This window comes from Micromonospora sp. KC606, from assembly GCF_004348675.1.
In the GTDB taxonomy this organism is placed as follows: Bacteria; Actinomycetota; Actinomycetes; order Mycobacteriales; family Micromonosporaceae; genus Micromonospora.
On the sequence record NZ_SMKN01000183.1, the window covers coordinates 1 to 11,316 of the forward strand.

At 72.9% G+C, this 11,316-nt stretch carries 12 protein-coding genes; 4 read left to right on the forward strand and 8 right to left on the reverse strand.

Annotated features, from left to right (window positions below):
• Positions 1-137 precede the first annotated feature (137 nt).
• Positions 138-827 carry a dipeptide/oligopeptide/nickel ABC transporter ATP-binding protein gene (locus E1193_RS24885; RefSeq protein ID WP_132185609.1) on the forward strand — a complete coding sequence of 230 codons (690 nt, stop codon included), beginning with the start codon at positions 138-140 and terminating at the stop codon, positions 825-827.
• 48 nt (positions 828-875) lie between these two features.
• Here the strand turns inward: E1193_RS24885 and E1193_RS24890 are convergent, their stop codons facing one another.
• On the reverse strand, positions 876-1,949 hold the full coding sequence (locus tag E1193_RS24890; protein WP_132185610.1) for a LacI family DNA-binding transcriptional regulator: 1,074 nt from the start codon (positions 1,947-1,949) through the stop codon (positions 876-878).
• 241 nt (positions 1,950-2,190) lie between these two features.
• Between E1193_RS24890 and E1193_RS24895 the strand changes: the two genes are divergently transcribed.
• Together E1193_RS24895 and E1193_RS24900 are read left to right on the forward strand one after the other, a co-directional pair.
• Positions 2,191-5,385 (forward strand): glycoside hydrolase, encoded by a 3,195-nt coding sequence (locus E1193_RS24895; RefSeq protein ID WP_132185611.1) that lies wholly within the window; start codon positions 2,191-2,193, stop codon positions 5,383-5,385.
• 227 nt (positions 5,386-5,612) lie between these two features.
• Complete coding sequence (locus E1193_RS24900; RefSeq protein WP_132185612.1) at positions 5,613-6,011, forward strand: hypothetical protein; 399 nt, start codon at positions 5,613-5,615, stop codon at positions 6,009-6,011.
• A gap of 107 nt (positions 6,012-6,118) precedes the next feature.
• Here the strand turns inward: E1193_RS24900 and E1193_RS24905 are convergent, their stop codons facing one another.
• Positions 6,119-6,526 (reverse strand): MarR family transcriptional regulator, encoded by a 408-nt coding sequence (locus E1193_RS24905; protein ID WP_243707874.1) that lies wholly within the window; start codon positions 6,524-6,526, stop codon positions 6,119-6,121.
• A gap of 123 nt (positions 6,527-6,649) precedes the next feature.
• Here E1193_RS24905 and E1193_RS24910 point away from each other — a divergent pair, with 123 nt between their 5' ends.
• A complete protein-coding gene (locus E1193_RS24910; RefSeq protein ID WP_132185614.1) occupies positions 6,650-7,051 on the forward strand; it encodes a nuclear transport factor 2 family protein in 402 nt (133 codons plus the stop codon).
• Between the two features lie 84 nt (positions 7,052-7,135).
• On the opposite strand, the gene E1193_RS24915 is transcribed toward E1193_RS24910, so the two are convergent.
• The 6 genes from E1193_RS24915 to E1193_RS24935 form a co-directional block, all read right to left on the reverse strand.
• Complete coding sequence (locus tag E1193_RS24915) at positions 7,136-8,365, reverse strand: DUF6596 domain-containing protein (RefSeq protein WP_243707875.1); 1,230 nt, start codon at positions 8,363-8,365, stop codon at positions 7,136-7,138.
• Positions 8,366-8,391: 26 nt separating this feature from the next.
• Positions 8,392-8,748, reverse strand: coding sequence for a YciI family protein (locus E1193_RS24920; protein ID WP_243707876.1), 357 nt, complete (start codon positions 8,746-8,748; stop codon positions 8,392-8,394).
• Positions 8,745-9,362 carry a dihydrofolate reductase family protein gene (locus tag E1193_RS24925; RefSeq protein ID WP_132185616.1) on the reverse strand — a complete coding sequence of 206 codons (618 nt, stop codon included), beginning with the start codon at positions 9,360-9,362 and terminating at the stop codon, positions 8,745-8,747. Before E1193_RS24925 ends, E1193_RS24920 begins: the two co-directional genes overlap by 4 nt.
• A 142-nt stretch (positions 9,363-9,504) precedes the next feature.
• Positions 9,505-9,849, reverse strand: a complete 345-nt coding sequence (locus E1193_RS24930; protein WP_132185617.1) for a hypothetical protein — start codon at positions 9,847-9,849, stop codon at positions 9,505-9,507.
• 61 nt (positions 9,850-9,910) lie between these two features.
• Entirely contained in the window at positions 9,911-10,081 is a 171-nt protein-coding gene (locus tag E1193_RS32090; protein WP_165945818.1) for a hypothetical protein, read from the reverse strand.
• Between the two features lie 24 nt (positions 10,082-10,105).
• Positions 10,106-11,269, reverse strand: a complete 1,164-nt coding sequence (locus E1193_RS24935) for a LacI family DNA-binding transcriptional regulator (protein ID WP_132185618.1) — start codon at positions 11,267-11,269, stop codon at positions 10,106-10,108.
• Positions 11,270-11,316 lie beyond the last annotated feature (47 nt).

The window sequence follows — 11,316 nt, forward strand, 5'->3', positions numbered from 1 at the left end:
ATGCTCACCCACCTGCCGCCCGGCTGCGCCTTCGCCCCGCGCTGCGAGCGCGCCAGCGACATCTGCCGGATCCCACCGCCCCCGACGCCGTCCGGTCCCGGCCGGGCCGCCTGCCACCACCCGCTGGGAGCATCGGCATGACCAGTGCCCTCGTCGCCCACCAGGTCACCGTCCGCTACGATCGGCAGCGCGTCCTCGACCGGGTCGACCTGCGGATCGCTCCCGGGGAGACCGTCGGGCTGCGCGGGCCGTCGGGCAGCGGCAAGTCCACCCTCGCCCGGGTCCTCGCCCTGCTGCACGCCCCGGACGGCGGCCACGTCACTCTCGACGGCGAGCGGCTCACCGGCGTCCGCCACCGGATCCCGGCCGCCGTCCGCACCCGGGTGGCGATCCTCTTCCAGAGCCCTCGCGCGGCCACCGACCCGCGGCTGAGCCTGGCCGACGTCATCGCCGAGCCGCTGCGCGCGACGGGCACCCCGCGCGAGCGGGCCAGGGCCAGGGCGGGCGAACTGGCCGACCTCGTCGGCCTCACGCCGGACCTGCTGGACCGCCGTCCGCACGCGGTCAGCGACGGGCAGCTGCAACGGGCCTGTCTCGCCCGCGCCCTCGTCCACCGACCCGCCTACCTGCTCTGCGACGAGGCCACCGCCATGCTCGACGCCTCCACCCAGGCCCACCTCGCCGCCGTCGTCACCGACTACCAGCGCCAGCACGGGGCCGGGGTGCTGCTGGTCACCCACGACGCGGCCCTGATGGCCCGCTGGGCCACCCGGGTGGTCGAGCTGCCCGGCGCCGGGCAGCCCCCGCAGCGGCGGCCCACCAGCTGAGTACGGTGGCGGCCGGGTCGGTTCCTGGCGATCCCCCGGGGGCGCCCGCTACCGCCGCGGCGGTGGGGCCGTGCTGTCGCGCAGCACCAGCCGCGTCGGCACCAGCGTGGTGCCGGTCTCGGTCGAGCCGGTGCGGACCTGGCGCAGCGCCGCCTCGACGCAGCGGCGGCCGACCTCGGCGAAGTCCTGGTGGACGGTGGTCAGCGGTGGGATGAACGAGCCCGCCTCGGCGATGTCGTCGAAGCCCACCACGCTCACGTCGCGGGGCACCACCCGGCCTCGCTGGTAAAACGCGCGGAGCACGCCGAGGGCCATCTGGTCGTTGGCGACGAAGACGGCGGTGCAGTCCGGCTCCTCGGCCAGCTCCAGCCCGGCCCGGTAGCCGGCGTCGGCGGACCAGTCACCCCGGCGCAACGGCGGCACCGGTCGTCCGGCCTCCCGCAGCACCCCGCGCCAGGCCAGCGCGCGGCGCTCGGCGGCGAAGGACTCCGGCGGCCCGGCCACGTGCCACACCGTCCGGTGCCCGAGGTCGAGCAGGTGGTGGACGGCCTGGCGGGCACCGTGCGCCTGGTCGGTGTCGACGACGCAGTGGCGCTCGCCGGCGTCGGAGTCGACGATGACGACGTGGACGTCCGGCGGCAGGACCACCGTCGCGGTGTCCAGCAGGTGGACCTCCATGATGACGATGACGGCGTCGACGGCGAGCTCGCCGAGTCGGGTGAAGGCGCCGTCGACCCGGTCCTGGGTGGGGGTCGTGACGGGGATGAGGGTGATGACGTAGCCCGCGTCGGCGGCGTACGTCGCGATCGCTTCCAGGGTGCGGCTGTTGCCCGTGGTGGCCAGGGTGAACAGCACGACACCGATGGTGCGGAACTCGCCGTACTTCAGGGCCCGCGCGGCGCCGTTGGGACGGTAGCCGAGTTGCCGCATCGCGGTGAGCACCTGTTCGCGGGTGGCGGGGACGACGCCCGGGTGGCCGGTCGAGACGCGCGAGACGGTCTGTGACGAGACGCCGGCCAGGCGGGCCACGTCGGCCATCGAGACGCGGCGACGACGCGGCGGCGAAAGCGGCCCGGTCCAGGGTGGACCGGACGACGTCTCCGGTGGCCGGGTCGTGCTCATCCCCGTGGCCTCCTGCCCGGTCGAGGCTGGTTCGACCCGGGATCGACGTGGCGGTGACGTCTTGACGGGCCGGTGGTCGGCTGACACTATCCCGGCACCGATGTTTACGTAAACATTTCCGGTCGGTGTCCGCTGAGATCACCCTGGCACCTCCTCCCGCCGGTCGTGATGTTCGCGCGAACATCTGGCCGCCCGGCCGTCGGCCACCGGCGCTCCGAACAACGAAGGAGACCCGCCCACCGTGAAGGGACACCCATCGGTCCGACGGCTCGCCGCCGCCGTCACCACCGCCATCGTCACCGCCGGCGCCCTCACCGCCGGCGCCGTCACCACCCCCGCCGTCGGCGCCGCCCAGACCACCGCCGGGCAGACCCCGACGATCACCGTCCGGCCCGACCCGTCGTACCAGGGGCAGGAGTTCGAAGGCTGGGGCACCAGCCTGATCTGGTTCGCCAACGCCACCGGCGACTACCCCGACGAGATCCGGAACAAGCTGGCCGACCTGGTCTTCGGCCCGCAGGGTCTCAACCTCAACATCGCCCGCTACAACATCGGCGGCGGCAACGCCCCGGACGTCCCCGACTACCTGCGCCGTGGCGGGGCCGTGCCAGGCTGGTGGAAGGCACCCGCCGGCACCACCCGTACCAACAAGGACTGGTGGAACCCGGAGAACCCCGACCACTGGAACTGGGACGCCGACCAGACGCAGCGTTGGTGGATCGACAAGATCAAGAACGACATCACGCACTGGGAGACCTTCAGCAACTCCCCGCCGTGGTTCCAGACCGTCAGTGGGTACGTCTCCGGCGGATTCGACTCCAGCAGGGACCAGATCAGGGCCGACAAGGTCGACGACTTCGCCACCTACCTGGTCCGGGTCAACGAACACCTGGAGCAGGCGCACGGCATCACGGTCGACAGCATCGACCCGCTCAACGAGCCGAACACCAACTACTGGGGCACCCGCCTCGGGGCCGACGGCAACCCGGTCGGTGGCCGGCAGGAAGGCGCGCACGCCGGCCCCGCCCTGCAACAGCAGGTGATCCGCGCGCTCGCGGACAAACTGCGTGCCGCCGGCAGCGACACCGTCATCTCCGCCATGGACGAGACCAACCCCGGCACGTTCCTCACCAACTGGAACGCTTACGGCGACGACGTGCGCGGCCAGGTCGCCCAGCTCAACGTGCACACCTACGGCACCGGCCAGCGTACCGCCGTAAGGGACATCGCCAAGGGCGAGAACAAGCCGTTGTGGATGAGCGAGGTGGAGGGCTCCTGGGGCAACGGGCACAGCCTCACCAACATGGCGCCGGGCCTCGGCATGGCCCAGCACATCATCGACGACCTGCGGGAACTGGAGCCGTCGGCCTGGGTGTTCTGGCAGCCGGTCGAGGACTACGACAACATGAAGCCCGGCGGTGAGTTCCCGCAGGGGTCCAACTGGGGCAGCATCCAACTGCCGTTCGACTGCACGGCCACGGACACCCTGGAGACCTGCCCGATCTACACCAACACCAAGTTCCACACGGTCCGCAACTTCACCCACCACATCCGCCCCGGGGACCGGCTGATCGGCGTCGACAACAACGCCAGCATCGCCGCCGTCTCCGGCGGCAAGCGGGCCACCGTCGTGCACGTCAATTCCGGCACCCAGGCCCGGACCGTCCACCTCGACCTGTCGGCCTTCGCCGCCGTCGCGCCCGACGCCACCGTCACCCCGGTCGTCACCAACGCCGACGGCGCGTTGCGCACCGGTGCCCCGGTCGCCGTCCGTGACCGCGCCGCGCGGCTGGAGGTGCCCGCCCAGTCCGTGACGACGTTCCTCGTCTCCGGCGTGTCCGGCGTCGCGAAGGACGCCGCGCTGATCCAGGACGGCCACGTCTACCGTCTCCGTGGCGTGCAGAGCGGCCGGTCCCTCGCCCCGTCCGGCAGTACCTCCGGCGCGGTGATCCGCAGTGACGACCCCCGCAGCGCCGACCAGCTGTGGCGCCTCACCAAGCTCACCCGGGGGCAGGGCAACCGGGAGCGCTACGCCCTCGCCACCGGCCGGGGCGACCGGCAGGTCGCCGTCGTCGACGGGGCGGTCGCCCTCGTTCCCGTCGTGGCCGAACCGGCGCCGGCGGCCCAGTGGATCCTCTCCACCACCGGGGACGGGACGTACACCCTGGTCAACGTCGCGACCCGGCGGCTGTTGGAGGTCGGCGGCCAGGCCACCCAGGACGGCGCGGCCGTGTCCACCTGGCTGGCCAATTCCGGCGTCAACCAGCGCTGGCGGATCGTCGACGAGACCGTCCTCGGGATCGAACCCACCCGGGCGTTCACCGTGCCGGGCACCGTGCCGACGCTGCCGGCAACCGTCGTCCCGGTCCACCGGGACGGCCCTCGTGGGACGCTTTCGGTCAGGTGGCGGCTCCCCGCCGCGTGGACCTGGAAGAAGCCGGGCACGGTCACCGTCCGGGGCCAGGCCACCGACGCGCTCGGCCGCACCCACGCCGCCCTGGCCACCGTCGTCGTCGACACCCTCGTCAGCACCGAACCGGCCCGGGCCAAGACCATCCCCGGCGGCCAACCCGCGCTGCCTGCGACGGTGACCGCGGTGGCCCAGGGCGGCGAGCGCGTCGACCGACCGGTGACCTGGCAGGCCCCGCCGGCGGGGGCGTACGACAAGGTCGGCGTCGTCACCGTCGCGGGGCAGGCCGACGCCGGTGACGGTCGTACCCTGCCGGCCACCGCCCGGGTCCAGGTCACCGTACCGATCGAGCGGAAGACCCCGACCGGTACGGTCACCGCCACCTTCACCGAGCCGGGCTACTCCACGGCCGGCCTGACCAACGGCAACCTCACCGACAAGGCTTGGTCGAACTGGAAGTCGGAGAACAAGAACACCAGTGACACGCTCACCGTCACCCTGCCCGAGCGGAAGACCCTCACCCGGGTCGTGACCCACTTCTACCGGGACGGCGGCGACAGCTACCCCGACACCCTGCGGGTGCAGGTCCGCGACCCGCAGGGCAACTGGGTCGACGCCGGGAATCCGGTCACCGTTCCGACCGGTACCCCGACCGGCCCCGTGGTCGAGGCCCCGGTGCCGCCCACTGTCACCGACGCCTACCGGATCGTGCTCACCGCGCACCCGAACCGGCACATGACCATCAGCGAGATCGAGACCTACGCGCACGGGCCCGGCACCTCGTCGGACGCCGGCGTCACCGCGATCCTGCTCGACGGCGAACCGGCCGCCGGTTTCAGCCCCGACCGCAGCACCGTCTACGTGGTGGCCAAGGGGGCGCTGCCGTCGGTCAGCGCGGTGACCGTCGACCCGTACGCCCAGGTGGTGGTGCGCCAGGCCGACCTCCGCAACCGGATGGCGACCGTGACGGTCACCAGTGAGGACGGATCCCGCTCGCGCACCTGGTCGGTGCAGTTCCGGCGGTGACCCGGCCCGCCGCGCCCACCGGCGCGGCGGGCCGGCGGGTCCGGTGGTGACCAGCGCACCACCGGACCCGCCACCGGCCCCCAGCCAGCGCCACCCCGCACCGCCCGGATCCGCACGGTGGTGACAGCACCCGGTTTGGGCGACGGGAGTGCGGGAAGACACCGGCGCCGGGCGGCGGACGACCCGTCGGTCGGCACCCGGCAGGGCACGCACCGAGGAGGAGCGACATGGCCGACGCGCGACGGAGCACGACTGCGGCCGCCAGCAGGCCGACCGGCGCCCGCAAGGCCACCGGGGCGCGCAAGGCCCCGATGAACCGTGCGGCGGCGGCGAAGAAGACCGCGACCGCCACGAAGCGGGCCACCGGGGCGAGCGCGGCCAGATCACCGGGGGAGAAGCCCACCACGACGACAGCGCGCGTGGCGCGGAAGAAGGACATCGCCGCGACGGCGACCCCCGCGCGGACCAGGAAGGCACCCGCGACCCGGGCTCCCGAGAAGAAGACGCCTGCGAAGAAGGCCACGCCGGCCCGCGCGCGGACCACCGCCAGCCGCACGCCGGCGAAGAAGGCCACCACCATGGAGTCCTTCGGCACCCGACGGACCGCCCGGCGGAGCAGCCGCTGACCGGCCAGCAACCGCAGGGCGCGGCGGCACGGGTGGCGTCGGCGCGACTGGAGAATGTGTCGAAATGGATTCTGGCCTGACCGGAGCCGGATCGGCGCCCGGCCGGATCATGAGGTCGGCGCGCCGCCGTGGTGCTTGACGACCATCCCGAGCAACGCGACCAGGGTCTGCCGTTCGGTGGCCGACAGCGGGGCGAGCAGCTCGTCCTGCACCTTGTCGAGCGTGCGGTCCAGCCGGCGGAGCTGCTGCGTGCCCGCCCTGGTGATCGTGACGGTGTTGCGCCGACGGTCCGCCGGGTCGGCGGCGCGCTCGACGAAGCCCTGTCCCTCTAGCTCGGTCACGGCCACGACGACATCGCTGCGGTCCATGCGGCAGCGCCGCCCCAGCTCCGCCTGGCTTGCGGGACCGAACTCCTGCAATGCCGCGAGCACACGGTAGTGGTAACCCCGCGCACCGGCGGCGATGAACTCCTCGCCGACGAGCCGCCGTGCGTGCACAGCGGTCTGGGCGACCAACCAGCTCGCCTTTGTAGCGAGACGACTCGGTGTTGATTCCACGGGTGACCATGCTAACAGAACGTTGGCGTCACCAACGGTTCTGCCATATCGTTGGTGTCGCCAACGATATGGAGGACCGATATGTCGCACCTGACCGACCGCGTCGAGATCGCCGAACTGGTAGCCAGGCTCGCGCGGGCACTGGACGAGCGGCGCTTCGACGACCTGCGGACCGTGTACGCCGCGGATGCCGAAACCAGCAGCCCGCGCGGCGCCCACGCCGGCATCGACGAGATCGTCGACGTCGTGCGGCGAACCAGTCCGGAGGAGGAGTCGACGCAGCACTTCAACACCGACGTGGTGGTCGATCTCGACGGCGACCGCGCCGAGGTCAACACCCATCAGCTCGTGTACTTCTTCCGCCGGGGCGAGGCGCCGCACCGGACGGCCGGCGTCCAGGCTCGATACGTCGCGGTGCGTACGCCGGCCGGCTGGCGCTTTGCGCGGGCTCAGATCTGCCCGCGCTGGCAACACGTCCTGTAGTCGCTGCGGCCTCAGGGCCATTCGTTGGTCGCGGCGATCTGGCACGGCGGCCCACGCGTGTACCGATCAGTGACGCGCCCCTTTTCAGGCTCCAGGCGCAGCTGGTTCCGCACGCGTCGTTGCCTGCGTGGCCACCTCGGTGCGGCGGCGGGTGAGGTGCTCCCGCTCCACCTCGCTGCGGGTGAGCGCGAGCGCCGCCGCGTACGCGGCCAGTGCCTCCGCGCGCCGCCCGCCGCGGGCCAGCAGTTCGGCGCGGACCACGTGGAACGGCTGGTACGCCTGCAGGTCCAGCCCGTCCAGCAGGTCCAGCGCGGCCGGTGGACCGTGCAGTTCCGCCACCGCCACCGCCCGGTTGAGGGCGACCACCGGGGTGGGCTGCCACACCAGCAGTTGGTCGTAGAGCGCGAGGATCTGCGCCCAGTCGGTCTCCCCGGCGGTGGCCGCGTCGCTGTGCACCGCGTTGATCGCCGCCTGGATCTGGTACGGCCCCGGAGCACCCCGACGCAGGCAGGCCCGCACCAGTGCCCGCCCCTCGTCGAGCAGGGCCCGGTCCCAGCGGCCGCGGTCCTGGTCCGGCAGGAGCACCAGGGTGCCGTCGGCCGTGGTGCGGGCCGGCTGCCGGGCCTGGAGCAGGAGCAGCAGCGCGAGTAGGCCCTTCGCCTCCGGCTCGTCGGGCATCAGGTCGACCAGCAACCGGGCCAGGCGGATCGCCTCCCCGCACAGCCCGGCATCGACGAGCTGCTCCCCTTCGGCGATCCACCCGGCGTTGAACACCAGGTAGATCACCGCCATCACCGGCCGGAGCCGGTCGGGCAACTCGGCCGCCTCCGGCACCCGGTACGGGATGCGGGCGTCGCGAATCTTGCGCTTGGCCCGGACCAGCCGTTGCGCCAGGGTCGCCTCGGGCACCAGGAATGCGCGGGCGATGGTCGGCGTGTCCAGGCCACCCAGCAGGCGCAGGGTGAGCGCCACCTGCGTGGGCTGGGCGAGCGCCGGGTGACAACAGGTGAACATCAGGCGGAGCCGGTCGTCGGGCACGGCGCTGTCCTCCTCCGGCTGCGTGACGAGCCGTTCCTCCAGGCGCGCGGCGCGCGCCTGCCGGTCGGTGCGCAGCGTGTCGCGGCGGAGCCGGTCGATGGCCCGGCGTCTTGCGGTGGTGACGATCCAGCCACCCGGGTTCGGGGGCGGACCGTCGCGGGGCCACCGGTCGACGGCCACCAGGAAGGCGTCCTGGACCGCCTCCTCGGCGAGGTCGATGTCGCCGAGGAGGCGGACCAGCGTGGCCAGCACCCGTCCGTGCTCCTCGCGGAACACGGACGCGATGATGGCGCGCGGGTCGGTCACTCCGCCTGGAACGGTCGGACCTCGACCGGGTTGAGGCACGCCTCGCTCGCCTGCCGGGCCCAGTCCAGCGCCTCGTCCAGGTCGGCGGCCCGCAGGACCCAGAAGCCGCCGAGGTGTTCCCGGCTCTCGGCGAACGGGCCGTCGGTGGTCATCACCTCGCCGTCCTTCACCGACACCACGGTGGCCGTCTCCGGCGGGCACAGCCCACCGGCGAACACCCAGGCGCCCCTCTCCCGCAGCCTCGCGTTGAACGCGTCGACCTGGGCGTAGGCCCGCTGCATCTCCTCCGCCGGCGGCGCCGGCTGGTCGTAGTCGTGCCGCACGGAGAGCAGGTACTCGGTGGTCGCCATCATGATCCCTCCACGGATCCGAACACCGGCGCGCCGGTGTGGTCGTAGGTCTGCATCGTCACGCCGGTGCCCGACGTACGGCTGTCGGTCAGCCGCAGCCCGGCGGGCGGCACGCCGTCGGCGAAGAGTCGCCGGCCGCGCCCCAGCACCACCGGAAAGATCAACAGATGGTACGTGTCAATCAAGCTCTCCCGCATCAGCGACGCGGCGAGGGCGCCGCTGCCGTGAACCTGTAGTTCGCGCCCGGGCCGGCTCTTGAGCTCGCCGACCGCCCTGACCAGGTCACCGTCCAACCTGCTCGCCCCCGACCAGGTCAGCTCGTCCGGTCGGCTGGTGGCCACGTGCTTCGGCAGTCGGTTGAGCGCCTCGCCGACCTGGCCCCCCTCCGCCGGGTCGACCCGCGGCCACCAGCCGGCGAACACGTCGTACGTGCGGCGGCCGAGCAGGAACGCGTCGGCGCGCCCGAAGATCTCGTCCATCCATCGGCCGACCGTCTCGTCGAAGTGCGGTGGCAGCCAGCCGCCCAGGTCGAAACCTTCGCTGCGGTCCTCGTCCGGGGCGCCCGGCGCCTGCATGACGCCGTCCAGGGTCAGGAATGTGGTGAGCGTGAGTCGCATCGGTGTCTGCCTCCTCGGTGGCCGGCCTCGCGCCGGCCCTCACCGTGTCCACGGTGGGACCGACGGCCGAATCGACATCTCCACGGCCCCATCGATGTGATCCGGGTCACATCAGCTGCCGTAGGTGAGGGGGCGGTCGGGGTCAGGCGACCCGGGGCGCCGGCGTGACCGGTGGCGCCACCCGGCGGGCCGTACCCGAGATGTCGCCGGTCTGGACGACCTCCGTCGCCTCCGGTGTCACCTCGCCTCCGGCGGCGGCACCGCCGGCCGGCGGCACCGCGGCGGCCTCGATCGCCTCCAGCAGTGCCCGCAGCCGACCGGCCTCCTCGGCGGCCAGGCGGAACGAGCCCCGGCAGACGGCTCCGCGCCACAGCGACAGCACCACGACCGCCCGCTCCGGGTGGTAGCTGACCCGCATCGTCCGATCGTCGCCCCGCAGGTCGGTGAACAGGTCGCCGAAGCTGGGCATCGGCAGCAGCTCTCCCATCCACCAAGGATGCCCGAGGGCTGGTGCCGGAAAAAGGTCGTGTCAGTCGGGTGGGCGGACCTCACCCGCTCGTGGCCGCGGCCGAGCAACACGGCCCAGCCACCTCGACCGTGATCGGCAGGTCGACCCGTTCCAGGGTCTGCGCCCGCAGCCGTACCGCGATCTCCAGCGGCGGGCCGACCGGCCGGCCTTTCAAGCCCACGTCGAGGAAGACGGCGGGCAGAACGCCCACACCTCGGACGGCTACTGAGCCCGGTCAGCCGGAGCCGCCGACGAGGATCTCGGTCGGCAGGAACTGCCCGGGCTCTTTGGTCGGCCCCTCCTCGATCTCGCGCAGGCAACGCTCCACCAGCACCGCGGCCGCCTGCTCGAACGGCAGCCGCACGGTGGTCAGCGGCGGATCGGTGAGCCACTGCAACGGACCGCCGTCGAAGCCGGTGACCGCGACATCCCGCCCGACCTCGAGGCCGGCCGCCCGTACCGAACGGATCGCCTCCACCGCCAGCGCGTCCCCCGCGGTCACCACGGCCGTGGGGCGCCGTCGCGCCCGCAGCAGCCGCCACACCGCCGCCTCGGCCTGCCCGGCGTCCGCCCGTACCAGCCAGGACGGGGGCACCGCCAGCCCGTGCCGCTTCATCCGGGCACGGAAACCCTCCAGGCGCTCGGTGAACCAGTAGCCGCTCCGGCTCGGCCCGACGTACGCGATGCGCTCGTGCCCCTTCGCCACCAGGTGGTCGACCATCGCCCCGATGCCGGCGGCGTTGTCGACGTCGACCCAGGACTGCGGCAGGCTGGTCTCGGTACGCCCGAACGACGCGAACGGCATCCCGGCCCCGGCCAGATAGCGCACCCGCGGATCGTCGATGCTCGAGTCGGTGATCACGAAACCGTCGACGCTGTGCCCGGCGACCAGCTCGGCGAGGCGCTCGACCACGTCGTCGCCGGCGGTGAAGACCAGCAGGTGGTAGCCCCGCCGCTCCGCCTCGCGCAGCAACGGCTGCAGGAACGACACGGCGAACACGTTGTGGAAGTCCAGCTGCTCCCCGGAGATGTGGAAGCCGAGCTGGTGGGTGCGCCGGGTCCGCAGGTTCCGGGCCTGCCGGTTCGGTTGGAAGCCGAGGTCACGTACCGCGCTCAGGACTCGTTGCCGGGTCTCCTCGGGGATGCCGCTGCCGGGGCGCTCGTTGATGACGAACGAGACCGTGGTCTGCGACACGCCGGCGAGCCGGGCGACATCGGCCATTGTGGCCCGCTTCCGTGGCCGGGCATTCGGTCGGTTGGCCGCACTCACCTGCGGAGTGTGGTCACGGCGGACCGCGCCGTCCGGCTGGGGGGCGTCGGCTGCGCCCGGCCCGCCGTACCGGTCCGCGCCCGGTGCCCCGTACCCGTCCGAACCTGCCACCGCATCGTGTTCTCCCATCGTCCGAACAGCCTATGCCGTCCACCGGGCGCGGACCGGTACGGCGG